The sequence below is a fragment of the Asanoa ferruginea genome (assembly GCF_003387075.1).
Classification (GTDB): Bacteria; Actinomycetota; Actinomycetes; order Mycobacteriales; family Micromonosporaceae; genus Asanoa; species Asanoa ferruginea.
The window spans coordinates 8,720,100-8,743,873 of the sequence record NZ_QUMQ01000001.1 but is presented as its reverse complement, the minus strand read 5'-3'; the positions used below and the strand labels follow the sequence as shown (position 1 = coordinate 8,743,873).

The window sequence follows — 23,774 nt, the reverse complement described above, 5'->3', positions numbered from 1 at the left end:
GACCCGCGTGCCTCCGCTGTCCAGGTTGGGTGAAATGACCGTGCGGTGGGCCCTTGAGCGGATAACTGAAAACAACGACAAACCGCGCCATGAAATGGCGGATCGATATCTTTCATAAACGATCATCGACCACTATCGTGACGCCTCATGGCTTCCCCTCAGGCGGACGTGAGTCCGCAACCGGCAGAGGGACCGGCATCCCTCGAAAACTTCGGCTATCGCCAAGAGCTTCGGCGGGAGCTCCGCTTCATCGACATGCTGGCCTACGGCCTCGTGTTCATGGTGCCGATCGCCCCCTTCGCCATCTTCGGCTCGGTGTTCCAGGTGTCCGGCGGCATGGTCGCGCTGACCTATGTCGTGGCACTGGTGGCGATGCTGTTCTCGGCGAACTCCTACGCGCAGATGGTGAAGGCCTTCCCGATGGCCGGATCGGTCTACAACTACGCGAGTCGCGGAATCGCACCGCCGGTCGGATTCGTCGCGGGCTGGGCGATCCTGCTCGACTACATCCTCGTGCCGAGCCTGCTCTACGTGGTCGCGGCATTCTCGATGAACGCCATCATCTCCGCCATTCCCACCTGGCTCTGGCTGGTGCTGTTCGTTCTCGTCAACACCCTCGTCAACTACCTCGGCATCAAGATCACGGCGACGGTCACGCGCTGGTTCCTGATCGCCGAGCTGATCGTGCTGGCCCTGGTCGTCGTCGTCTTCCTGATCGCGCTGGGTCAGGGCAAGGGCAACGGGCTCTCCGCCGGCACCGCGCTGTTCAACGGTGACCTGTTCGGCTGGTCGCTCATCTTCGCCGCGGTCGGCGTAGCCATGCTCTCCTTCCTCGGCTTCGACGGCATCTCGATGCTGGCCGAGGAGAACCGCGAGGAGGCCAGCAAGATCGGTCGTGCGATGGCCGGCGCGCTGATCGTCGCGGGCGTGCTGTTCGTCCTGCAGACCTGGCTCGCCTCGATGCTCGTGCCCGGCGCCGACGGCCTGCTCAGCGGCGGCGCGGTGGTCGGCGACGAGTTCGCGCAGGCGGCCGAGGCGGCCAGCGGGCACTGGATGTATGTGCTGACCTCGCTCGCCACCGCTCTGGCCTGGGGCATCGCCAACGCGATGGTCGCGCAGGGCGCCACGTCGCGGCTGCTCTTCGCGATGGCCCGCGACAAGCAGTTGCCGGCGTTCCTGGCCAAGGTCTCGCCGAAGCACGCGGTGCCGACCAACGCGGTCTTCCTGGTCGCCGCCCTGTCGCTGGTGCTCGGCCTGACGCTGTGGTTCACCCGCGAGGCGCAGGCGATCACCGACCTCGGCCGGCTGGTCAACTTCGGCGCGCTGATCGCGTTCATCGTGCTGCACGTGACCGTGTTCTGGTGGTACGTGATCCGCAACGGCAGCCGCGACTGGCTGCGGCACCTGATCCTGCCGGCCCTGGGCCTGGCGATGCTGGTCTACGTGGTGATCAACCAGAAGATCTTCGCGCAGCTCATCGGCGGGATCTGGGTCCTGATCGGCATCGTGGTGGTCAGCGTCCTGGTCGCGACCAAGCGCACCCCGATGCTCTCGGGCCTGTCCGAGGAGACGACGGTGGACCCCGACGACAACCTCACCGCGGCTCCCTAAGATCACGAGCACCAACATCCGGAAGGCGGAAGCGTGACCGACGTCCTCCGCTACCGGCCGACGGCCGCCGAACTGAGCTACACGTTCGGCGGCCGCGAGCCGGTGGCCCGCATCAAGCCCGGCGACATCCTGGAGACCTACACCGAAGACTGCTTCGGTGGAGCCGTCCGCGGTGTCGGCGACCTGCCCTCGCAGGTCTGCGAGTTCCCTTTCCTCAATCCGGTCAGCGGGCCGTTCCACGTGGAGGGCGCCGAACCCGGCGACACGCTCGCGCTGCACTTCATCTCGATCACCCCGGCCCGTGACTGGGCCATCTCATCGACGTTCCCGCACTTCGGCGCGCTGACCACGACGCACAACACGGCGATGCTGCACGAGCCGTTGGAAGAGCGGGTCTGGGTGTACGAGGTCGACAAGGCCAACTCGCTGGTCCGCTACACGGCGCGCAACAGTGACTTCACCGTCGATCTGCCGCTGGACCCGATGCACGGCACGGTCGGCGTGGCGCCGGGCGCGTTCGAGTCGCGGATGACGATCGTGCCCGACGCGCACGGCGGCAACATGGACACCCCGGAGCTGCGCGCCGGCAGCACCGTCTACTTCGGCGTCAATGTGCCCGGCGCGCTGTTCGCGCTCGGCGACGGGCACGCCCGCCAGGGCCAGGGCGAGGTGAGCGGCGTCGCGGTCGAGGCGGCGATGGACACCGTCGTCGCGGTCGAGCTGATCAAGGGGGTGGCCACGCCGTGGCCGCGGCTCGAGACCGACGACCATCTCATGTCGACCGGTTCGGCCCGGCCGCTCGAAGACGCGTTCCGGATCAGCCAGCACGACCTGGTCACCTGGGTGGCCGACGCGGGCAAGCTGGACGTGCTCGATTCCTATCAACTGATCAGCCAGGCGGGCGAGGCACCGGTGGGCAACGTGGTCGACGCCAACTACACGATGGTCGCGAAGGTGGCCAAGCGCTACCTTCCCTCCGTCGACATGTATCAGGGCGCCCACGCCCGACTACGCGCCCTCGCCGACAGCTATCGCTGAGCGCCCGTCGAGGGGGAGGGACGGACGCGGTGCGGCTGCGCGAAGAGCTGTTCCTGCTCGGCTACGACAACGCCGGGCGGCCAGCCGTACACGCTGACAGTCTTGATATCGGTGTCGCCGGGGCCCGGCTGATCGAGCTCGTGCTGGCCGGCCGGGTCGGCGTCGCCGCCGGCCGGCTCAGCGCGGTCGACACGCCGGCCACCGGCGACGCCGAGGCCGACGGGCTGCTCACCGCGATCGCCCGGTCGCCGCAGCCGCCGCCGCTGGCCGGCGCCCTCTCGCAACTGCGCACCGGGGCCATCGACGCGGTGAGGGCCGAGCTGCTGGCCGAGGGCGTGCTGACCAAGGCCGTGCAGCGCCGGCTCGGCCTGGTGCCGGTGACCCGTTACCCGGCCGACGAGGCGGTGGTCCGCACGATCACCGTCCGGCTCTGGTACGCGGCGCACGGCCGCTCGCAGCCAGACGAGCCGACCGCCGCCCTGTGTGGCCTGGTGCACGCCGTGCTGCTGCACGAGCACGTGTTCACCACGATGCCGATGGCCGGCCTGGAGCCGCGGCTGCGCGACATCCGTTCCCACCTGGCCCCGCCGGTGCGGGAGATCGTCGATGGCGTCGGCACGCTGGTGAGCAGCGCCGCGTTCGCGATCTATCGCTGATCCGGGTACACTGCGGTCATGGCCAGGGCCTTCCTGCTCCTTATCGAGCCGTGCTGACGCGCTGACGCGTCGCACGGCTACCCCTCCTGTGTGAGGGGCTTTTTTATGCCCTGATGACCCCTGAAGACCCCCGCGCGCCACACCCCTGGCCCTGACGATGAAAATACCGAGGTGGCGAAGATGAGCGAGGCAGCCGAGCGTCCCGAGCACGACGTTCCGCCGTTCCGATACACGGCCGCGCTGGCCGGCGACATCGAGCAGCGGTGGCAGGACTACTGGGAGGCCCGTGGCACGTTCCGGGCGCCCAACCCGGTCGGCGAGCTGGCCGACCCCGAGCACCCGCGGGCCGGCGCCCCCAAGATCTACGTGCACGACATGTTCCCCTACCCGTCCGGCGAGGGCCTGCACGTCGGTCACCCGCTGGGCTACATCGGCACCGACGTCTACACCCGCTTCAAGCGGATGACCGGCTTCAACGTGCTGCACCCGATGGGCTTCGACGCGTTCGGCCTGCCCGCCGAGCAATACGCCGTGCAGACCGGCACCCACCCGCGGATCACCACCGAGCGCAACATGGTCCGCTTCTGGGCCCAGCTGCGCCGCCTGGGCATGGGCTACGACGAGCGCCGCAAGATCGCGACCAGCGAGCCCGAGTTCTTCCGCTGGACCCAGTGGATCTTCCTGCAGATCTTCAACTCGTGGTACGACACCGACGCTGGCAGAGCGCGTCCCATCGACGAGCTGGTCGACCAGTTCGCCGCCGGCACCCGCCCGACGCCCGACGGCCGCCCGTGGTCCGAGCTGTCCGGGGTGGAGCGGCGCGCGGTGCTGGACGAGCACCGGCTGGCCTACGTCTCCGAGGCACCGGTCAACTGGTGCCCGGGTCTGGGCACCGTGCTGGCCAACGAGGAGGTCACCCCCGACGGCCGCAGCGAGCGGGGCAACTTCCCGGTGTTCAAGCGCCGGCTGAAGCAGTGGATGATGCGGATCACGGCGTACGCCGATCGCCTGGTCGACGACCTGGACACGCTGGACTGGCCGGAGCCGGTCAAGCTGATGCAGCGCAACTGGATCGGCCGCTCGACCGGCGCGCACGTCGACTTCCCGTTCGAGACCGCGGCCGGCGCCGAGGGCGAGATCACCGTCTTCACCACCCGCCCCGACACGCTGTTCGGCGCCACCTACATGGTGGTCGCGCCGGAGCACCCGATCGTCGACACACTGACCGCCCGGCACTGGCCCGAGGGCACCCACGAGCCGTGGAAGGGCGGCTACGCGACGCCGGTCCAGGCCGTCGCCGAATACCGGCGCGCCGCCGCCCGCAAGACCGAGGTCGAGCGGGCCGCCGAGACGCGTGACAAGACCGGCGTCTTCACCGGCACCTACGCGGTCAACCCGGTCAACGGCGCGCGGGTCCCGGTGTTCATCGCCGACTACGTGCTGGCCGGCTACGGCACCGGCGCGATCATGGCGGTGCCCGGCCAGGACGAGCGCGACTGGGAGTTCGCCGAGGTCTTCGAGCTGCCGATCATCCGCACGGTGCGGCCGACCGACGGGTTCGACGGCAAGGCCTTCACCGGCGACGGTCCGGCCATCAACTCCGCCGCACCCGACCGCGGCCTGGTTCTGGACGGCCTGGGCGTGGTCGAGGCGAAGGCCACCATGATCGCCTGGCTGGAGGCGCACGGCGCCGGCACGGGCGCGACCACCTACCGGCTGCGCGACTGGCTGTTCAGCCGGCAGCGCTACTGGGGCGAGCCGTTCCCGATCGTCTACGACGAGACCGGCCTGCCGGTCGCGCTGCCCGACTCGATGCTGCCGGTGTCGCTGCCCGAGGTCGACGACTTCGCGCCGCGCACCTTCGACCCCGACGACGCCGACAGCAACCCCGAGACGCCGCTGTCCCGGGCCCGCGAGTGGGTCGACGTCGAGCTGGACCTGGGTGACGGGCCCAAGCGCTACATCCGCGACACCAACACGATGCCCAACTGGGCCGGGTCGTGCTGGTACGAGCTGCGCTATCTGGACCCGCGCAACGACAAGCAGCCGGTCGACCCCGAGAACGAGGCCTACTGGATGGGCCCGCGGCACGAGGGCGACCCCGGCGGCGTCGATCTGTATGTCGGGGGCGTCGAACATGCCGTCCTGCACCTGCTGTATGCCCGGTTCTGGCACAAGATCCTGTTCGACCTGGGTTACGTCTCGTCGGTCGAACCGTTCCGCCGCCTGTTCAACCAGGGCTACATCCAGGCGTACGCGTTCCGCGACGCGCGCGGCATCATCGTCCCGGCCGAAGAGGTCGAGGAGCGCGACGGCGCCTGGTTCCACGAGGGCGTCGAGGTCAAGCGCGAATACGGCAAGATGGGCAAGTCGCTGAAGAACGTGGTGACGCCCGACGAGATGTGCGAGGCCTACGGGGCCGACACATTCCGCGTCTACGAGATGGCGATGGGTCCGCTGGACGTCTCCCGGCCGTGGGAGACCCGGGCGGTGGTGGGTGCGCAGCGCTTCCTGCAGCGCGTCTGGCGCCTGGTGGTCGACGAGGAGACCGGTGCGACCCGGGTCAGCTCCGAGCCGGCCGACGAGCCGACCCGCCGGCTGCTGCACCGCATCATCGACGGCGTCCGCGGCGACCTGGACGAACTGCGCTTCAACACCGGCGTGGCCAAGCTGATCGAGCTGACCAACGGCCTGACCGCGCTGGGCGGCCCGGCGCCGCGGGAGATCGTCGAGCCCCTGGTCCTGATGACGGCGCCGTTCGCACCGCACGTGGCCGAGGAACTGTGGCAGCGGCTGGGCCACCCGTCGTCGCTGGCCTACGCCGACTTCCCGGTCGCCGACCCGGCCCTGCTGGTGGCCGAGGAGGTCACCTACCCGGTCCAGGTCAACGGCAAGGTGCGGGGACGCGTCTCCGTTTCCGCCGACGCGGCCGACGACGAGGTCCGGTCCGCGGCCCTGTCAGAGGTGGCCGACGTCCTGGGCGGCAAGGACCCGAAGAAGGTCATCGTCGTGAAGGGACGCATGGTCAGCGTCGTGGTGTGACATTCCCCGGGCCGCGACCACGGTCGCCGGCCCGGGGCCGTCACGCGGTGGCGCCGCCGTCGACGACCACGTCGTGGCCCACCACGAAGCTGGACTCGTCGGAAGCCAGCCAGAGCACGACCGCCGCGACCTCGGCGGGGTCGCTGACCCGGCCGGCGGGGACGGCGGTGCGCACCCGGGCGTCGCGGTCGGCCCTGCTTTCGCCGGGCCGGTAGGACATCGGAGTGTCGCTGGCGCCGGGGCTGACCGCTTTGATGCGGACGCCGTCGGCGATGTGGTCGCGCGCCGCGGCGCGGGTCAGGGCGCTCACGGCGGCCTTGGTGGCCGCATAGGCGGCCAGGCCCGGTCGGCGCCCGTGTGCGCCGATGTTCGACGCGATGTTGACGATCACCCCGCCCCCGTTGGCGCGCATATGCGCGATTTCGTGCTTCATCGCCAGGAAGACGCCGGTCAGGTTCACGTCGACGTGCCGGGCCCAGTCGGCCTCGTCGAGGTCGGCGAGCGGCACCGGGGCGGTGAAGACACCCGCGCTGTTGACCGCCACGTGCAGCCCGCCGTGCCGGCCGACGACCTCGACGACCAGGCCGGCGACCTGCCGGCTGTCGGTCACGTCGGCCGCGATCCAGTCGACCTTGCCGCCGCCACCACCGATGCGCTCCGCCGCCGCGGCGAGGTTGCCGGCGTCGCGGCCGGCCAGCACGACGGTCGCGCCCTCGTCGGCGAACGCCCGTCCGGTGGCGCCGGCGATGGCGCCGGCCCCACCGGTGATCAGCACAACCCGGCCGTCAAATCTCATGGACCAAGTCCTACCGCGTCGTGCCGGGCCGCCCTCCGCCGATCACGCCCGGGGTGAGCAGCGTCTCGGTCAGACCCGCTGGCCGAACAGCGCGGCGATGCGTCGTTGCCAGGCGGCCAGGACGCGGGGCGGCCGGCCGGGTGAGTGGTTCCACGATGGACCGCGCAGCGCCGGCTCGGAGCCTTGATGACCCGGCTGCTTGTCCTCGTGCGGCGGGACCAACGGGATCCGGTGGGTGAGTTTGTGCATCTCGAACCTCCACACGTACGGCATACGTCCTTACGTACGATGTACGTCCTTGAGGTTAGAAGTACGGTGTACGTCATGTCAAGGGATACCGCCGGCGGGCCGATCTGGGCGCGGCCGGAGCCCCGCGGGCGCGGTCCGCGGTTCAGCCGCGCGCAGATCGCCGACGCCGCGCTGGCCATCGCCGACGCCGACGGCATCGACGCGGTGTCCATGCGCAACGTCGCGACCCGGCTGGGCGCGGGAACCATGACGCTCTACAACTACGTCCGGACCAAGGACGAACTCGTCGCGCTGATGGACGACGCGCTGATGGCCGAGGTGCTCGTCCCGGCCCGCGAACTGCCCGGCGACTGGCGCGAGGCGGTCGCCACCATCGCGCGCCGCACCTGGGCCGTGCTGCTGCGCCACCCCTGGGCGGTCGCGACCGGCCGCGGCGGAGCGTCGCTGGGTCCCAACGCGATGCGCCACTTCGAGCAGTACCTGGCCGTGCTGGCCGGCACCGGGTTGGACAGCGCCGCCACGTTCGACCTGCTCGCCGTGGTCGACTCCTATGTGTTCGGCAGCGTGCTGCGCGCCGGCGAGAGCCGGCGGAGCGCCACGGGCCAGGATCCCGAGACGGTCGCCGCGATCATCGACTACGGGCTGGCCCAGTTGCGTACGGGCGAGTTCCCGCACACCGCGGCGTTGCTCGGCGACCGCGACCCCAGAGACCCCGACGCGCCGCGCCCGCCGATCGACGAGCAGGGCCTGGTGGATCAGTTCGAGCGGGGTCTCCAGGCGATTCTCGACGGCGCGGCGGCCCGGTTCGTCACGCCCGGGATGCCGAACGACGCCAGCGCCAGATGATGATCGCGGTGGCGAAGAGGCCGAACGACGCCGGTGCCACGGCGAGCCAGTTGACCGAGCCGGGTGAGACCACCGCCGACCCGATCGCGGCGTAGCCGAAGGCCGACGGGATCGACGCGATCACGCTGCCCAGCAGGTAGGGGAGCAGGCGTGCGCCGGTCGTGCCGTAGCCGTAGCTGACCAGGCCGAAGCCGCCGATCGGCAGCAGCCGCACGGTGATGACGCCGAACACCGACTGGCGGGTGAACCAGCCGTCGAGGCGGGCCAGCCGGCCGCGCAGCCGCTCCGCGACGAAGTCGCGGCCGAGCCAACGGCCGACGGCGAAACCCAGCAGCGCGGCCAGAAAGGCCGCCGCGAGCGTGTAGCCGGCGCCGCCCAGCGGGCCGAACAGCGCGCCCCACGCCACCGTGATCAGCGTCCGCGGCACGAGCACGACCAGCAACGCGGCACCGACGCCGACCGCCGCCACCGGTGCCAGCGGGCCGAGCTGGTCGACCGCGTCCGGGATGGCGCGCAGGTCGGGCGGCGCGAGCAGCAGGAGCAGGCCGAAGGCACCCAGGAGGGCGACCAGGATCGCGAACCGCAGGGCCGGGTGCCACCGGGCCTTCGATGGCGGCGCGGGCGGTGCCGGCGGGCCGGCGATCGCCCGCTGCCCGGTCACGGCTGGACGGCGAGCTCGCGCTCGTGGCGCAGCCGCTCGGCCCAGGTGTCGTCGAGCGGTGGCAGGTAGCCGGCACCGGTCGCCCAGCGCAGCAGTAGGTCGGCCAGGGCCGGATTGCGGGACAGCGCCGGGCCGTGCGAGTAGGTGCCGAGCAGGTTGCCCCGCCAGGCGCCCTCGCTGGTGCCGTCGTTGCCGATGCCGGTGGTCACCTGGGCCAGCGGCGAGACGCCCGGGCCGAGGTGGGTGCGGCCGCCGTGGTTTTCGAAGCCGGACAGCGGCGGCAGGCCCAGCCGCGGGTCGATCGCGCCGTGCAGCTCGCCGACGGCCCGCGACGGGCCGCGGTCGGAGTTGAGGTCGAGCAGGTTGAGGCCCGGGTATTTGGCGCCCTTGGCGAAGAACGAGCCGCCGAGCAGCTGATAGCCGGCGCAGACCGCGAACACGACCGAACCGCGGGCCACCGCCCGGTGCAGGCCGCCGTCGGCGTTGAGCCGTTGCGCGGCCAGCGCCTGGGGGCCGTCTTCGCCGCCGCCGAGCAGGTAGAGGTCGGCCGAGTCGGGCAGGGCCTGGTCGGAGCGGACCTCGATGGTCTCGACCGGGATGCCGCGGGCCTGCGCCCGGGCGGCCAGGATCAGCATGTTGCCGCGGTCGCCGTAGGTCGACAACAGGTCCGGGTAGATCCAGACGATCCGCAGGTCTTCAGTTGACACGGTCAAGCTCCGCTCGGATGTCCTGGAAGGCGGTGTAGTTGGCGATCACTTCGAGCCGGCCCGGCGGCACCGCCGCCACGGCGTCGGCGAACGAGGTCACATGTTCGAAGTAGACCCCGTTGACCTGGAGGCGCACCGCCAGGTCGAAGGCCCGGTCGCCGGTGATCAGCACCCGCCGGCCGCGCAGGGGCGCGAAGTCGACGTCGAACAGCCACGACGTGTCGAGGCCGTCGGGGTCGCGGGCGTTGATGGACAGCAGTGTCGGCGCGGCCTCGGCCATGTCGAACGCCTCCAGCCAGCTCGCCGGGTTCTTCGCGAGCAGCAGCCGGATCAGCCGGCCGTCGCGCTCGACCTGGGCGTAGCGGCCGGCGACCGAGGTGACCGCGCCGAGCCGCTTGACGGCGTCGGCGGGGCGGACGCCGAAGTGGGCGGCGACGGCGAGCGCGGTGGCCGCGTTGCCCACGTTGACGGTGCCCGGAAGCTGGAGGTGGACCTGGTGCCACGCGCCGGTCGGGTCGATGACGCCGTCTTCCTCGACCACCCAGTCGGGCTTGGGGCGGCGCAGCGGGCAGTTGGTGCACCGCCAGTCGCCGTTGGCCCGCTCGATCGCGCCGCCGCACTCGGGGCAGACCCAGGAGTCGTCGTGCCAGCGCTGGCCCGCGCTGAACCAGGTGACCGCGGGGGAGCCCAGGGCGGCCCAGGTGACCATCGGGTCGTCGGCGTTGGCGACGATCTGCACGCCGGGATGCGCGGCGAGGGCGGTGCGCCACATCTGCGCCATCATCGCCACCTCCTTGGCCCGGTCGAGCTGGTCGCGGGAGAGGTTGAGCAGCGCGACCACCCGCGGCTGGGTCTCGTCGAGGACCCGGGCGAGGTAGTGCTCGTCGACCTCGAGCACCGCGTAGGGCGTGGTGCCGGCCTTGGCCAGCGCGGAGGTGTGGCCGGTCGGCATGTTGGCGCCGAACGCGTTGGTGGCCACCCGGCCGAGCGATTCGAGGGCCGCGACCGTGAGCTTGGTGGTCGTCGTCTTGCCGTTGGTGCCCGAGACCAGCGCCACCGACCGGCCGGCGGCGAGGTGGGTGAGAAGCTCGGGGTCGATTTTGAGGCCGATCCAACCGCCGATCACCGAACCGTCGCCGCGCCCGGCGGCACGGGACAGCGCCGCTGCGGTGCGCGACACCGAGCTGGCCACCTTTGCCCGCAGGGGCATTTTCGCGTCAGTCACGCGAGCGAGGTTACCGGACAGGACATAGCACGTGACCGGTCGCGCGCGGGCGCGGGGGCCACCAAAAATGCCCGATTCGTCCCTTCACCACGAACGAGTTGTGTGCGCATCGTCACTGATCGTTATTACGCACGGCAGACCGGACAGTCACTCACTGTCGGTCATGAATCGGGCACGCGTCGTCGTACGGGGCGAGACGGCGCGTGCCAACTTCAATACGTAGTCGGGTGACTCCAGCGGGTATAACGCGTGATCGGCTACAAATCGATGGCGGTCGCGCAGCGTTGCGTGACCACCGCGCCGCGTGGGACACGTCGAACCCCGCTCATCCCCGTGGCGTCGTCCCTGATGCCTACCTACGGCAAACCAGAGCGGGGATGGGGGGACCAGCTTCGCCACGCCGCGGCCAGCGGCAGGGGCGACGCCGGGTGTCGAACGGTGCGGCGAGAGCCGCGCCAGCACACCGGGCGGCTCCTCCCGCAGGCGTGCCGGAGGGATTTCGTTCGTGCTCGAACTCCGTTCACGCCGGCCCGGGCGGTCCACTGCCCGTGCCGGAAGGATCGCCGCGACCACCGCCGCCGCGTGCCTGTGCGCCGGCCAACTGATCGGCATGTCGCCGGCGCAGGCGGCCGAGGCCGCCGCGGCCGCCGCGCCACGGCCGGTGATCACGGCAACCAACACCCGGCCCAAACTGCCCTGGGGCGCGACCGGCAATTTGCGGATCTTCGCCAAGGACCCGCAGACGGGCAAGCCGGCCGGCGCGGGGACGGTGGTGGCGCTCGAGGAATACACCGCCGCCTCGCGGTCCTGGAAGACCCGGGCAACCAAGAAGTTGTACGCCAACGGCTACAACTGGTTCGCGGTCAAGCCGGGTGCCACCACCTCCTACCGCTTCGTGTTCCGCGGCGGTGGTGGCTACGCGCGTTACTGGTCGCAGGTCATGCGGGTCACCGTCACGCCGAGTGGCGCGAAGGTGCTCGCCGAGGCCAAGCGGCACGTCGGGAAGCCGTATCGATACGCGGCAGCGGGACCGTCCGCGTTCGACTGTTCCGGCTACACGATGTACGTCTACCGCAAGGCCGCCGGTAAGAAGCTGCCGCACAAGGCGAACAGCCAGCAGCGCTACGGCCGCCAGGTGTCGAAGTCGGCCGCCCGTCCGGGCGACCTGATCATCGTCCGCAGCGGTTCCTATGGAACACACGCCGGCGTCTATGCCGGTGGCGGCTACATGTACGACGCACCGCATCCGGGAACCCGGGTCGGCAAGCACAAGATCTGGGCCCGGAACTACGTGGTCCGCCGGCTCGTCTGACCAACGCGCGAAGTCCGGGGCACGGCGGAGCCACCGCCGTGCCCCGAACCATCTCCACTTCCCTCCACCGCCTGCCCGTTTTCCGCAACGGGAGTGGCTAACGAGGCGATTGAGCAAATCGTTACGCGCCTGAATGGAGCTTGTCGGCATTTGGACAAGCACCCCGGCCGCTTCGCCCTCCACCCCGCCCCACCCCCTTTGACGTGCGGTTTTACCCGCGATGCGGCGGGATGTGAAGGCGGATTCTGGTTGCGGGTGGAGGGAAGTGGAGTAGAGTGGGGATCAATGGCGGGGCCGAGAGGGTCCGCCGGCCTCGGGTGGACCGCGAATCCGCCCGCCGCGCGAGGGGGTGGGCCGAATGTTTCTCGGCACGCATACCCCACGCCTGGACGAAAAGGGCCGGTTGATCCTGCCGGCGAAGTTCCGGGACGAGCTGGCGGGAGGTGTCGTGATCACCAAAGGGCAGGAGCGCTGTCTCTATGTCTTCCCGACGCCCGAGTTCCAGCGGATCGCCGGGCAGTTGCGCGAGCAGCCGATGACCCACAAGGCCGCACGGGCCTATGGCCGGGTCTTCTTCGCCAGCGCGCATGACGAGGTGCCTGACAAACAAGGTCGGGTCACCATCCCGGCACACCTGCGGGAATACGCGGGTCTTTCCAGGGAGCTGGTCGTGATCGGCGCCAGCACCCGGGTCGAGATCTGGGACAAGCAGGCCTGGGACACCTACCTCGCGGAGAGCGAAGACGACTTCGCCGACATCGAGGAGGGGGTGCTGCCCGGCGGACTGTAGGGCGACGTCGCACCGGGTTCCGCGAAAACCCGGAACGACCGCCGTTCGCCCGTCGTACCGCGAGATCTCCACCCGCTCCCGTCCCTGGCGTCCCTTCCCCGGTGCCAGGCATGGCGGCGGATGGGGATCTGGCGGTACGGCGAGCGATGCAGCCGCCTGGCACGGCGGAAGACGGCGGGTCACTGGGGGGACAACCGATGCAGGAGCCACGCGGCACGCATGTGCCGGTGCTGCTCGAGCGGACGCTCGAGCTCCTCGCTCCGGCGCTCGGCCGTCCAGCCGGAGAAGGTCCGCGGATCCACGTCGACCTCACCCTCGGTCTCGGTGGGCACGCCGAGGCGGTGCTGACCGCCTTTCCCGACGTCATCCTGATCGGGCTCGATCGCGACACCGAGGCGCTGGCGGCGTCCCGGCAGCGGCTGGCCCGGTTCGACAAGCGGGTGCGGCTGGTGCACTCCGTCTACGACGAGCTGCCCGAGGTGCTCGACGACCTGGGCATCGCGACGGTCGACGGGGTGCTGATGGACCTCGGCGTCTCCTCACTTCAGCTCGACGTGCCGGACCGGGGCTTCTCCTACGCCCAGGACGCACCGCTGGACATGCGGATGGACCAGACCCGCGGCAACACGGCGGAGACGGTCGTCAACACCTACAGCGCGAGCGAGCTGACCCGGGTGCTCCGGGTCTACGGCGAGGAGAAGTTCGCCAACCGGATCGCGGCGGCGATCGTGCGGGAGCGGACGAAGCAACCGATCACCTCGTCGGCGCGGCTGGCCGAGCTGGTCCGGGACGCGATCCCGGCGGCGGCCCGGCGCACCGGCGGACACCCCGCCAAGCGCAGCTTCCAGGCGTTGCGGATCGAGGTCAACGGCGAGCTCGAGACGCTCGAACGCGCGGTGCCGGCCGCGCTCGACGCGCTCGGCCTGGGCGGCCGGATCGTGGTGCTCTCCTACCACTCCCTGGAAGACCGGATCACCAAGCGGGCGATGGCGCCCCGGTCCAAGTCGTCCGGGCCGATCGACCTGCCCGTCGAGCTGCCCGGCACCGGGCCGACGCTGCGGCTGCTCACGCGCGGCGCCGAGTTGCCGACGGAAGACGAGGTGACCGCCAACCCGCGGGCCGCATCGGTGCGGCTGCGCGCGGCGGAACGGATCGATCCCGACGCGGTCGTGCGCACCGACCGGCCACGCCGGGTCAAGGCATTGCACCAACCCGCCGCGCGAACGGCGGGCCGGTCCAGGGGCGGAGACCGCCGCACCCAGGCCGAGCAGTCCCACGAGGACGAGCACAAGGGGGAGGGAACATGACAGATCAGAAGCGCGCACCGCGATCGGGGGGCCGGACCGCGGAGCGCCAGATCGGCCGGAGCACCCGACCGCACCGCAGCGACCCGCGACCGCGCGATGGGGGTCGCGCGGCGGCCGCCGCACGGGAGTTTCCCACGGAAGGCACCGCCGCCCTGCGCCTGAAGGAGCGGTCGACCAAGCCGGCGGCTGGCGGGCCGCGGCTGAAGGTCGCACCGCCACCGCCGGTGACCGGGCCGCGGGTGCCGTTCGTGGCACTGCTCCTGGCGCTGGTGATCGGCGGCGTCCTGGGCATCCTGGTGGTCAACACCAAGATCGCCGAGAACGCGTTCCGGATCGAGCGGCTAAAGCAGAACGGCGCCGCGCTCGACATCCAGCAGCAGGAATTGCAGCGGGAGATCGCCCAGGCCGAGGCGCCGGGCAACCTCACCGCGGCGGCTCGGAAGCTGGGCATGGTGGCCGGCGGCAACCCGGCCTACATCCGGCTACAGGACGGCAAGATCATCGGAATCCCGAAGCCGGGTGATGGCGCGCCGTCGGTGACGAGCGACCAGATCCCGGGGCGGTAACCGTGCCGCCGCGGACGCCGGACCCCCGGCGCACTCCGCCCCGCAGTGGTCGCCCGTCCACCGAAGACGCTTCCGCCCCGGCCCGCAGTGGCCGGGGCGGGATCTTCGAGGCGCAGGCCTACACGCCGCGCGGCCGGACGGTGCGCGAGCAGGCGCGCGGACGGGCCCGCGAGACGCCGGAACCGCCACCGCCCGCGCTGCGGGTGGTCGACGGCGGCCGGGCCGACGAGCCACGCACCTCGCGCACGGCGGCCGCGACGGCGGGCACCGCGGCGAAGAAGAAGACGGCGGCGCCGGGCCGGCCGCGGTCACCCCGCGACGACGACGACGTTGACGCCGCACCCCGCCGTCGCACGCCCGCCAGGGCAGCGGCCGCGCCGACCCGCACCCGATCCACCGCCGCGCCGACCCGCGGCCGATCCACTGCCACGCCGACCCGCGGCCGGTCCACCGGTGCGCCGGCCCGGTCCGGCGGTGCCGCGAAGGGGCGGCCGACCGCGCCACGCCCGCTGCGCCGCAAGCCACGGCCGCGGCCGAAGCTGGCCGACCCCAACCGGCGGTTGCGGCTCGGCGCGTTCCTCGCCCTGGCCATGTTCGCCTGCATCGGCATCCGGCTGGTGACGCTCCAGATGCTGCCGACTCCGGCCTACGCCGACGGCGGGGTCAACGACCGGCTGCGTACCGTCACGCTGTTCGCCTCCCGGGGTGGCATCTACGACCGGTCCGGCGTCCCGCTGACGCACAGCGTCGAGGCCCGCTACGTCTTCGCCGACCCGACGCTGGTGAAGGACCCGAAGGCCGCGGCGGCCAAGCTGTCGCCGCTGCTCGGCGTCGCCCGTTCCGACCTGGAAGCCCGGATGGCGAAGCGCAACCTGCCCGGCGGCACCCCGTCGCGGTTCGAGTGGCTGGCCCGCGGCGTGCCGATCGAGAAGGCCAACCAGGTGATGGCGCTCAACATCCTGGGCATCGGTGTCGACCACGACGAGCGCCGGGAGATCCCGGGCGCCGACCTGGCCGCCAACCTGATCGGCATCACCGGCGAGGACCTCACCGGCCTGGAAGGGCTGGAGATGCGCTACGACGACGTGCTGCGCGGCACCAACGGCAAGCACCGGTTCGAATACGGCAAGAACGACCTCAACGCCCCGATCCCGGGCGGCTACAGCCAGGTGGTGCCGGCCAAGCCGGGCAGTTCGCTGACGCTGACCATCGACCGCGACCTGCAATACGAGATCCAGCGGTCGCTGAGCGCCAACGCCAAGGAGCACAAGGCCAGCATGGCCGCGGCCGTCGTGCTGGACATCAAGACCGGTGAGGTGCTGGCCCAGGCCAGCCAGCCGACCTTCAACGCGGCCGACTGGGAGGACTATCCGCCGGTCGATCGGGAGGACGCGGCGACCTCGTTCGTCGTCGACCCGGGCTCGGTGCACAAGGCGATCATCTTCGGCGCCGGCCTGGAGGAAGGCGTGATCACCCCGAAGACGGTCTGGAAGATCCCGTCGACGATCACCAAGGCCGACGTCACCTACGCCGACACGCACCCGGCCAACAACCAGAAGATGTCGATGGCCGGCGCGCTCGCCTACTCGTCGAACGTCACGACGATCAAGATCGCGGACAAGCTCGGACCCCAGAAGGTGTACGACTACCAGCTCAAGTTCGGCCTCGGCAAGCCGACCGGCGAGGGCATGCCGGGCGAGGCGTCGGGGCACGTGCTGCCGCCGGACGAGTGGAACGGCTCGTCGCCGGGCTCGATCCCGATCGGGCACAGCGTCGACGTGACGCCGTTGCAGATGGCGGCCGTCTACGCGGCGATCGCCAACGACGGCAAGTGGGTCCAGCCGCACCTGATCAAGGACACGGTCAACGCCGACGGCAGCCACGTGGCACCGCCCGCGCCGGAGACCCGCCAGGTGATCAGCCCGCAGCACGCCGCGGACCTGCGTTACCTGATGGAGGCGGTCACCACGATCCCGGGCGCGACCGGCGTCAACGGCCGGATCAAGGGCTACCGGGTGGCCGGCAAGACGGGCACCGGCAAGCGGGTGGTCAACGGCGAGTACGCGCCCGGTGACGTCGCGTCGTTCATCGGCATGGCGCCGGCCGAGAACCCGCGGTATGTGGTCGCGGTGTTCGCGTACACCCCGGGCGGGGGTGGCGGCGACGTCACGGCGCCGGCGTTCCGCGAGATGATGCAGTACACGCTGCAGCATTACCGCGTGCCGCCGAGCACCAAGGCCGCACCCAAATACACGGCCTTTCCGTAGATCAGCGTGGGTATGCGGAAGCCGGGCGCGGACCGGGTAGGGTCTGACGCCGTGCCCGGCAATCCGCGCCCTCGCGCCGTCGTTCCCGTCCGGCTCGCCGAGCTGGCGACCCTGGTCGGAGCCGCTTTGACCGCGCCCGATGTCGAGGTGACCGGGATCACCCACGCGAGTGGTGAGGTGCGTCCCGGCGATCTCTACGCGGCGTTGCCCGGCGCCCGCCGGCACGGTGCCGAGTTCATCCCGGCCGTCGCCGCGGCCGGCGCGGTCGCGGTGCTGACCGACCCGGCCGGCGCACCGGCCGCCGTCGCGGCGGGCCTGCCGGCGATCGTGGTCGACGATCCTCGCGAGGCCCTGGGTCCGGTGGCCGCGGCCGTCTACGGCGACCCCACGGCCGATCTGGTGGTCATCGGGCTCACCGGCACGGCGGGCAAGACGTCGACCGCCTACCTGGTCGAGTCGGGCCTGCGGGCCGCCGGCCACGTCACCGGGCTGATCGGCACCGTGGAGACCCGCCTCGGCGACTTCGTGGTCGAGAGCGTGCGCACCACGCCGGAGGCCACCGACCTGCACGCGCTGCTGGCCGCGGCCCGCGAGCGCGGCGTCACCGCGGTGGTCATGGAGGTCTCCAGCCACGCCCTGGCGATGGGCCGGGTCGGCGGCGTGCACTTCGCGGTCGGCGGCTACACCAACTTCGGCCAGGACCACCTCGACTTCCACGCCGACCGCGACGACTACTTCGCCGCCAAGGCCAAGCTCTTCGACGGCCGTTGCCGGGTCGAGATCCTCAACCTCGACGAGCCGGCCCTGGTGCCCCTGCGCAAGCCCACGACGGTCACCTACTCGGCCGCCGGCGACCACGCCGCGACCTGGTGGGCCGACGGGGTCGCCGACGCGGGCTACGGCCAGGTGTTCGTCGCGCACGGGCCCGAGGGCACCACCGTCGGCGCCGGTATCGCCCTGCCCGGCCTGCACAACGTCGCCAACGCGCTGCTCGCCCTGGCGTCCCTGGTCGCCGTCGGGGTCGACCCGGCCACCGCCGCCCGGGGCATCGCCGACTGCGCCGGCGTGCCCGGGCGCCTCGAGGTGGTCACCGCGCCCGGCCCGGTGCTCGGCGTGGTCGACTACGCGCACAAGCCCGACGCGATCGTCGCGGCGCTGCGCGCCCTGCGGGCCAGCGCCACCTCCCGTGGCGGCCGGCTGATCTGCGTGATCGGCGCGGGCGGCGACCGCGACCGGGGCAAGCGCCCGCTGATGGGTGCCGCCGCGGCCGAGGGTGCCGACCTGGTGCTGGTCACCGAGGACAACCCGCGCACCGAAGACCCGGCTTCGATCCGGGCCGAGGTGCTGGCGGGAGCCCGGGCGACCGGGCCGGCGGTGGTGGAGGAGATCACCGGCGGCCGGCGGGCGGCCATCGACGAGGCGGTGCGCCGGGCCGGCGCCGACGACGTGATCGCGGTGCTCGGCAAGGGGCACGAACGAGGGCAGGAGGTGGCCGGCGTGACGCACCCGTTCGACGACCGGGTCGAGCTCGCGGCCGCACTGCGGGCCCGGTTCGGCCACCTGGTGGGCCAGCGATGATCAAGATGCGCCTCGACGAGGTCGCGGCGGCGGCCGGCGGCCGGCTGGCCGGCGCCGACCCCGCGGCCGTGCTGACCGGCGACGTCGAATACGACTCCCGCAAGGTCGCGCCCGGCGGGCTGTTCGTCGCGTTCGCCGGCGAGAAGGTCGACGGCCACGACTTCGCCGCCGGGGCGGTGGCCGCCGGTGCGGTCGCCGTGCTGGGCAGCCGGCCGGTCGAGGGCGTGCCGATGGTGCTGGTCGACGACCCGCTCGCGGCGCTGGCCGGGCTGGCCCGCACGGTCGTGTCGCGGCTGCCCGACCTGTCGGTGATCGGGCTGACCGGCTCGTCCGGCAAGACCACCACCAAGGACCTGGTCGCACAGCTCGCCGTCCGGCTCGGCCCGACGGTGGCGCCGGCCGGCAGCCTCAACAACGAGCTCGGCTACCCGCACACGGTGCTGCGGTCCGACGAGGCGACCCGCTTCCTGGTGCTGGAGATGGGCGCCCGGGGTGCCGGGCACATCAGCTACCTCGCCGACATCGCCCGGCCCCGGGTCGGCGTGGTGCTCAACGTGGGCACCGCGCACATCGGCGAGTTCGGGTCGGTCGAGGGGATCGCCGCCGCGAAGGGCGAGCTGGCCGAGGCCGTACCCGTGGATGGGGTCGCGGTCCTCAACGCCGACGACGAGCGGGTCCGCAAGATGGCCGTGCGCACCCGCGGCAAGGTCGTGCTGTTCGGCGAGTCGCCCGACGCCGACGTGCGCGCCGACGACGTGACCCTCGACGAGCGCGGCCGGGCCTCCTACACGCTGCGGGTGGCCCGGGGCAGCGTGCCGGTGCGGCTGCGGGTGCCCGGGCGGCACCAGGTCGGCAACAGCCTCGCCGCCGCCGCGGTGGCCCGCGAGCTGGGCATGCCGCTGCGCGAGCTGGGCGAGGCGCTGGGCGAGCTGGAGCTGCGCTCGGCCCGCCGGATGGACCTGTTCGACCGGCCCGACGGGGTGACCGTCATCGACGACTCCTACAACGCCAACCCGGCGTCGACGGCGGCGGCGTTGCGGGCGCTGGCGGCGGTCGGCGAGGGGCGGCGTACCGTCGCGGTGCTCGGCTACATGGCCGAGCTCGGCGAGTTCGAACGGTCCGGCCACGAAGAGGTCGGGCGGCTGGCCGCGGAGCTGGGCGTCGACCGGTTGGTCGTGGTCAGCGAGGCGGCCGGGCCGATCCACGACGGCGCGACTGCCCATCCGGGCTGGGAAGGTAGGTCGGTGGTGGTGGGCGACCAGGCGGCGGCGATCGACATGCTCCGGGCCGAGCTTCGGCCGGGCGACGTGGTGCTGGTCAAGGGCTCCCGCTACCGCACCTGGGACGTGGTCGACGCTCTGCGCGCAGACGGGCACGCCGCGTGAGGGCGGTCATCGTCGCCATGGCGGTGGCGTTCCTCGTCTCGCTGTTCGGCACGCCGCTCGCGATCAAGGTGTTCACCAAGCTCAAGGCCGGCCAGCCGATCCGCGCCGACGGCCCGCAGATGCACATGGGCAAGAAGGGCACGCCGACGATGGGCGGCGTGGTCTTCATCGTGGCCACGATCATCGCCTACGTCGCCGGCCACATCGCCCTGACCACCCTGCCCAGCCAGCAGATCTTCCAGGTCGGCCCGACGATCACCGCGCTGGTGCTGCTCGGCCTGCTGGTGTTCTGTGGCGCGGTCGGCTTCATCGACGACTTCCTGAAGGTGCGCCGGCGGCACAGCGGCGGCCTCAACAAGCGCGGCAAGCTGCTCGGCCAGCTCCTGGTCGGCGCGACCTTCGGCGTCATCGCGCTCTACTTCCCGAGCACCATGCTCGACAGCACCGGCGGCCGCACCAACTCGGAGACCGTCGGCAGCACCACGATCTCGTTCATCCGCGAGGTGAGCTGGCTCGACATCGGCAAGGTCGGCTCGGTCATCCTGTTCGTCGCGGTGGTGCTCAGCGCGACCAACGGCGTCAACCTGACCGACGGCCTCGACGGCCTCGCGACCGGCGCCTCGACGATGGTGCTCGGCGCGTACGCCCTGATCGCGTTCTGGCAGTACCGCCACTGGTGCGCCGACCCGAGCTACGTCAAGGCCGGTGCCAACACCTACTGCTACGCCGTCCGCGATCCCTTGGAGATAGCCCTGATAGCCGGGGCCGCCGCCGGGGCGTGTGTCGGCTTCCTGTGGTGGAACACGTCCCCGGCGCGGATCTTCATGGGTGACACCGGCGCGCTGGCGCTGGGCGGCCTGATCGCCGGCATGGCGATGTCGACCCGCACGATCCTGCTGCTGCCGATCATCGGCGGGCTCTTCGTGATCATCACGATGTCGGTGGTCATCCAGATCATCTCGTTCCGGACCACGGGTAAACGGGTGTTCCGGATGTCGCCACTGCAACACCACTTCGAACTCGCGGGGTGGAGCGAGGTCAACATCGTGGTCCGCTTCTGGATCATCGCCGGGATCGGCGTCGCGATGGCCCTCGGCCTCTTCTACAGCGACTTCCTGGCCGCCGTAACCTGAGGGTTTAACCGACACGCCGAGGTTTTCTCCGGTGTGTGGGCGCGGCGAGCGTCGATGATGGGCCGGTGGGGGAGGAAGCGAAACCGGCCAAGGCCGCCGCGCAGGCGCGCCGCTCGCTGTTCGACGGCGGGCTGGCGGCGCTGCGCGGGTTGCTCGCACGCCCGCTGGCCTCCTACTACCTGCTGATCTCGAGCGCCGGCCTGCTGCTGGTCATCGGCCTCACCATGGTCTTCTCCGCGACCGGCCCGCGCGACATCGCCGACGACGGCAACGCGTTCGCCGCGCTGGCCAAGCAGGGCATGTTCGCCGCGATCGGGCTGGTGGCGTTCTGGGTCTGCCAGCGGTTGCCGGCGAGCACCTTCCGGGCGCTGGCCCGGCCGGTCCTGGGCATCTCCATCGCGGTGCTGCTGTTCCTCAACGGGCTCAACGCGCTGGCCGCGGTCCGGGGTGTCACGGTGGTGCACCTCGGCCCGATCCAGAACGACAAGCTGTGGCTGCACATCGGCTCGATCCAGGTGCAGCCCTCCGAGTTCCTCAAGCTCGGCCTGATCCTCTGGGCGGCCGACGTGATCGCCCGCAAGGGCCCGACGCTCAACCAGTGGCGCGAGCTGGCCATGCCGCTGTTCCCGGTCGTCGCGCTGCTGTTCCTGCTGGTCGGCTACGAAGACCTGGGCACCATGCTGATCCTGCTGGCCATCGTGGTCGGCCTGCTGTGGGCGGCCGGCGTGCGGATGCGGGTCTTCGCCAGCCTGTCGCTGGTCGGCCTGGTCGGCATCGGCGGCCTGATCGCGGCGGCGTCCGGCACGGGTTCGGAAGGGGAGGGCGGCAACTACCGCTTCGCCCGGTTGCTGACCTTCTTCAACCCACCGACCAACTGCGCCGACAGCGGCTGCTACCAGGGCATCCAGGCCCGTTACGCGATCGACAACGGCGGCTGGTTCGGGGTCGGGCTGGGTGAGGGCCGGCTCAAGTGGAACTGGCTGCCGGCGGCCGACAACGACTTCATCTTCGCCGTGATCGCCGAAGAACTCGGCGTGATGGGCTGCGTGGTGGTGCTCGCCCTGTTCGGCGTGATCGCCTACACCGGCCTGCGGATCGCCCGCCGGATCAACGACCCGTTCCGCCGCCTCGTCGCGGCCGCGCTCACCACCTGGCTGGTCGCACAGGCGCTGGTCAACATCGGTGGCGTGGTCGGCCTGATCCCGATCACCGGCGTGCCGCTGCCGTTCATCTCCGACGGCGGCAGCGCGCTCGTGGCCAACCTCGCCGGCGTCGGCATCCTGGCGTCGTTCGCCCGCGCCGAACCCGATGCCGCCCGTGCCCTGCATGCCCGCCCGCCGGCCCGGTGGGTCCGGCTACTCTGGGCCCCGCTGCCTCCGATGCCCTCGGCACCGGCGGCGAGCCGTCCGGCGGTGCCCGCCGCCGGGCGTGCCACGCGGGAACGCGCTGGCGTGAGCGGCGAGAGGAGACGGTGATGGGTCCGCTGCGGTCGGTCGTGCTGGCTGGTGGAGGGACGGGTGGCCACATCTATCCGTTGCTCGCCTTCGCCGACTGTCTCCGGCGGCACGATCCATCGGTCCGGATCACCTGCCTCGGCACGCCCAAGGGCCTGGAAAACGAGCTCATCCCGCCGCACGGCTACGACCTGCGGCAGATCCCGGCGTTCCAGCTCCCCCGGTCGATCAACATGGCGCTGCTGCGTACCCCTGACCGGATGTTGAGCTCTTCCCGCGCGGCCGGCAAGGTCCTCGACGAGGTCCGCGCCGACGTGGTGGTCGGTTTCGGCGGTTACGTCTCGGTGCCCGGCTACCTGGCCGCGTGGCGCCGCGAGGTGCCGATCGTGATCCACGAGGTCAACGTGCCGCCGGGGGTCGCCAACCGGATGGGCATGCGGTTCACCAAGCACGTCGCGGTCGGCTTCCCGCACCAGCCCAAGCAGGCCGACTCGCTGAAGGACGCCCGGGTGGTCGGCGTGCCGCTGCGCACCTCGATCTCCCACCTCGACCGGCGGACCGCGTCGGCCGCCGCCCGGGCCCACTTCGGCCTGCGGCCCGACCTGCCGGTGCTGTTCGTCTCCGGCGGCTCACAGGGCGCCCGGTCGATCAACCTCGCCGTCGCCGGTGCCGCCAAGGAGCTGTCCCGGGCCGGCGTGCAGGTGCTGCACGTGATCGGCGCGCGCAACGAGCCGGTCTCGGTGCCCAACGACCTGCCGGTGCCCTACGTGACCGTGCCCTACCTGAGCGAGATGGAGCTCGGGTACGCGGCCGCCGACCTGATGCTGAGCCGGGGCGGCGCGATGACCGTGGCCGAGGTGTGCGCGATCGGCCTGCCGACCATCTACGTGCCCTACCCCTACAGCAACCAGGAGCAGAGCCGCAACGCGCAGCCCGTGGTCGACGCGGGCGGCGGGCTGCTGGTCGAAGACGGCGAGATGACGCCGGCCTGGGTCGAGCGCACCATCATCCCGTTGCTGCGCGACCCGCACCGGCTGGCCGCCATGGGCCACGCCGCCGCGGGCTACGGCCGGCGCGACGGTGACGAGGCACTGCTCGACTTCGTTTACGAAGCGGCGACGCACGGCTGAGAGTGACTGACGAGAGCGAGG

20 protein-coding genes are annotated in these 23,774 nt (G+C 71.6%); 15 read left to right on the top strand and 5 right to left on the bottom strand.

Features of this window, described 5'->3' with window-relative positions; translation table 11 throughout:
• Positions 1–147 precede the first annotated feature (147 nt).
• From DFJ67_RS40675 to leuS, 4 genes are all read left to right on the top strand, one after another.
• Positions 148–1,611, top strand: a complete 1,464-nt coding sequence (locus DFJ67_RS40675; RefSeq protein ID WP_116074871.1) for an APC family permease — start codon at positions 148–150, stop codon at positions 1,609–1,611.
• Positions 1,612–1,644: 33 nt separating this feature from the next.
• On the top strand, positions 1,645–2,649 hold the full coding sequence (locus DFJ67_RS40670; RefSeq protein ID WP_116074868.1) for an acetamidase/formamidase family protein: 1,005 nt from the start codon (positions 1,645–1,647) through the stop codon (positions 2,647–2,649).
• Between the two features lie 29 nt (positions 2,650–2,678).
• Positions 2,679–3,305, top strand: a complete 627-nt coding sequence (locus DFJ67_RS40665) for a GOLPH3/VPS74 family protein (protein WP_170216181.1) — start codon at positions 2,679–2,681, stop codon at positions 3,303–3,305.
• Positions 3,306–3,485: 180 nt separating this feature from the next.
• Positions 3,486–6,347, top strand: a complete 2,862-nt coding sequence (leuS, locus tag DFJ67_RS40660; protein ID WP_116077238.1) for a leucine--tRNA ligase — start codon at positions 3,486–3,488, stop codon at positions 6,345–6,347.
• A gap of 40 nt (positions 6,348–6,387) precedes the next feature.
• Here the strand turns inward: leuS and DFJ67_RS40655 are convergent, their stop codons facing one another.
• A complete protein-coding gene (locus DFJ67_RS40655) occupies positions 6,388–7,143 on the bottom strand; it encodes an SDR family NAD(P)-dependent oxidoreductase (protein ID WP_116074863.1) in 756 nt (251 codons plus the stop codon).
• A gap of 69 nt (positions 7,144–7,212) precedes the next feature.
• A complete protein-coding gene (locus tag DFJ67_RS43120) occupies positions 7,213–7,392 on the bottom strand; it encodes a hypothetical protein (protein WP_170216180.1) in 180 nt (59 codons plus the stop codon).
• A 75-nt stretch (positions 7,393–7,467) separates the two neighbouring features.
• Here DFJ67_RS43120 and DFJ67_RS40650 point away from each other — a divergent pair, with 75 nt between their 5' ends.
• Positions 7,468–8,238, top strand: coding sequence for a TetR/AcrR family transcriptional regulator C-terminal domain-containing protein (locus DFJ67_RS40650; protein ID WP_170216179.1), 771 nt, complete (start codon positions 7,468–7,470; stop codon positions 8,236–8,238).
• Here the strand turns inward: DFJ67_RS40650 and DFJ67_RS40645 are convergent.
• From DFJ67_RS40645 to DFJ67_RS40635, 3 genes are read right to left on the bottom strand one after another with little or no spacing between them, the layout of a single operon-like run.
• Entirely contained in the window at positions 8,201–8,899 is a 699-nt protein-coding gene (locus DFJ67_RS40645) for a TVP38/TMEM64 family protein (RefSeq protein ID WP_409362913.1), read from the bottom strand. The genes DFJ67_RS40650 and DFJ67_RS40645 overlap by 38 nt on opposite strands.
• Positions 8,896–9,606 carry a type 1 glutamine amidotransferase gene (locus DFJ67_RS40640; RefSeq protein ID WP_116074843.1) on the bottom strand — a complete coding sequence of 237 codons (711 nt, stop codon included), beginning with the start codon at positions 9,604–9,606 and terminating at the stop codon, positions 8,896–8,898. The genes DFJ67_RS40645 and DFJ67_RS40640 overlap by 4 nt, the downstream gene beginning before the upstream one ends.
• The gene (locus DFJ67_RS40635; RefSeq protein WP_116074841.1) at positions 9,596–10,816 is read right to left on the bottom strand and encodes a MurT ligase domain-containing protein; all 1,221 of its coding nucleotides are present in this window, start codon (positions 10,814–10,816) and stop codon (positions 9,596–9,598) included. The genes DFJ67_RS40640 and DFJ67_RS40635 overlap by 11 nt, the downstream gene beginning before the upstream one ends.
• Before the next feature lie 520 nt (positions 10,817–11,336).
• Between DFJ67_RS40635 and DFJ67_RS40630 the strand changes: the two genes are divergently transcribed.
• The 10 genes from DFJ67_RS40630 to murG all read left to right on the top strand — a co-directional run bounded on the left by DFJ67_RS40630 (position 11,337) and on the right by murG (position 23,753).
• Complete coding sequence (locus DFJ67_RS40630; protein WP_239097193.1) at positions 11,337–12,143, top strand: C40 family peptidase; 807 nt, start codon at positions 11,337–11,339, stop codon at positions 12,141–12,143.
• 358 nt (positions 12,144–12,501) lie between these two features.
• Complete coding sequence (gene mraZ / locus DFJ67_RS40625) at positions 12,502–12,933, top strand: division/cell wall cluster transcriptional repressor MraZ (protein WP_116074839.1); 432 nt, start codon at positions 12,502–12,504, stop codon at positions 12,931–12,933.
• 197 nt (positions 12,934–13,130) lie between these two features.
• A complete protein-coding gene (gene rsmH, locus DFJ67_RS40620) occupies positions 13,131–14,240 on the top strand; it encodes a 16S rRNA (cytosine(1402)-N(4))-methyltransferase RsmH (protein ID WP_116074837.1) in 1,110 nt (369 codons plus the stop codon).
• Positions 14,237–14,806: a cell division protein FtsL gene (gene ftsL, locus DFJ67_RS40615; RefSeq protein WP_116074835.1), complete on the top strand. Its 570-nt coding sequence runs from the start codon at positions 14,237–14,239 to the stop codon at positions 14,804–14,806. The genes rsmH and ftsL overlap by 4 nt, the downstream gene beginning before the upstream one ends.
• Before the next feature lie 590 nt (positions 14,807–15,396).
• The gene (locus DFJ67_RS40610) at positions 15,397–17,073 is read left to right on the top strand and encodes a peptidoglycan D,D-transpeptidase FtsI family protein (protein WP_409362916.1); all 1,677 of its coding nucleotides are present in this window, start codon (positions 15,397–15,399) and stop codon (positions 17,071–17,073) included.
• A 12-nt stretch (positions 17,074–17,085) separates the two neighbouring features.
• Positions 17,086–18,651, top strand: a complete 1,566-nt coding sequence (locus DFJ67_RS40605) for a UDP-N-acetylmuramoyl-L-alanyl-D-glutamate--2,6-diaminopimelate ligase (RefSeq protein ID WP_116074831.1) — start codon at positions 17,086–17,088, stop codon at positions 18,649–18,651.
• On the top strand, positions 18,648–20,036 hold the full coding sequence (locus DFJ67_RS40600) for a UDP-N-acetylmuramoyl-tripeptide--D-alanyl-D-alanine ligase (RefSeq protein ID WP_116074829.1): 1,389 nt from the start codon (positions 18,648–18,650) through the stop codon (positions 20,034–20,036). The genes DFJ67_RS40605 and DFJ67_RS40600 overlap by 4 nt, the downstream gene beginning before the upstream one ends.
• A complete protein-coding gene (mraY, locus tag DFJ67_RS40595) occupies positions 20,033–21,169 on the top strand; it encodes a phospho-N-acetylmuramoyl-pentapeptide-transferase (protein ID WP_116074827.1) in 1,137 nt (378 codons plus the stop codon). The genes DFJ67_RS40600 and mraY overlap by 4 nt, the downstream gene beginning before the upstream one ends.
• A gap of 65 nt (positions 21,170–21,234) precedes the next feature.
• Positions 21,235–22,644 (top strand): FtsW/RodA/SpoVE family cell cycle protein, encoded by a 1,410-nt coding sequence (locus DFJ67_RS40590; RefSeq protein ID WP_239097194.1) that lies wholly within the window; start codon positions 21,235–21,237, stop codon positions 22,642–22,644.
• A complete protein-coding gene (gene murG, locus DFJ67_RS40585; RefSeq protein WP_116074825.1) occupies positions 22,644–23,753 on the top strand; it encodes an undecaprenyldiphospho-muramoylpentapeptide beta-N-acetylglucosaminyltransferase in 1,110 nt (369 codons plus the stop codon). Before DFJ67_RS40590 ends, murG begins: the two co-directional genes overlap by 1 nt.
• Positions 23,754–23,774: the final 21 nt, after the last annotated feature.

Bases quoted from the DNA above. Each gene is read 5' to 3' on its own strand.
- DFJ67_RS40635 (WP_116074841.1), bottom strand. From the start codon at position 10,816: ATGCCCCTGCGGGCAAAGGTGGCCAGCTCGGTGTCGCGCACCGCAGCG.
- DFJ67_RS40650 (WP_170216179.1), top strand. From the start codon at position 7,468: ATGTCAAGGGATACCGCCGGCGGGCCGATCTGGGCGCGGCCGGAGCCC.
- mraZ (WP_116074839.1), top strand. From the start codon at position 12,502: ATGTTTCTCGGCACGCATACCCCACGCCTGGACGAAAAGGGCCGGTTG.
- leuS (WP_116077238.1), top strand. From the start codon at position 3,486: ATGAGCGAGGCAGCCGAGCGTCCCGAGCACGACGTTCCGCCGTTCCGA.
- murG (WP_116074825.1), top strand. From the start codon at position 22,644: ATGGGTCCGCTGCGGTCGGTCGTGCTGGCTGGTGGAGGGACGGGTGGC.
- DFJ67_RS40600 (WP_116074829.1), top strand. From the start codon at position 18,648: ATGATCAAGATGCGCCTCGACGAGGTCGCGGCGGCGGCCGGCGGCCGG.
- DFJ67_RS40655 (WP_116074863.1), bottom strand. From the start codon at position 7,143: ATGAGATTTGACGGCCGGGTTGTGCTGATCACCGGTGGGGCCGGCGCC.
- DFJ67_RS40675 (WP_116074871.1), top strand. From the start codon at position 148: ATGGCTTCCCCTCAGGCGGACGTGAGTCCGCAACCGGCAGAGGGACCG.
- DFJ67_RS43120 (WP_170216180.1), bottom strand. From the start codon at position 7,392: ATGCACAAACTCACCCACCGGATCCCGTTGGTCCCGCCGCACGAGGAC.
- DFJ67_RS40610 (WP_409362916.1), top strand. From the start codon at position 15,397: ATGTTCGCCTGCATCGGCATCCGGCTGGTGACGCTCCAGATGCTGCCG.
- DFJ67_RS40605 (WP_116074831.1), top strand. From the start codon at position 17,086: ATGCGGAAGCCGGGCGCGGACCGGGTAGGGTCTGACGCCGTGCCCGGC.
- rsmH (WP_116074837.1), top strand. From the start codon at position 13,131: ATGCAGGAGCCACGCGGCACGCATGTGCCGGTGCTGCTCGAGCGGACG.
- ftsL (WP_116074835.1), top strand. From the start codon at position 14,237: ATGACAGATCAGAAGCGCGCACCGCGATCGGGGGGCCGGACCGCGGAG.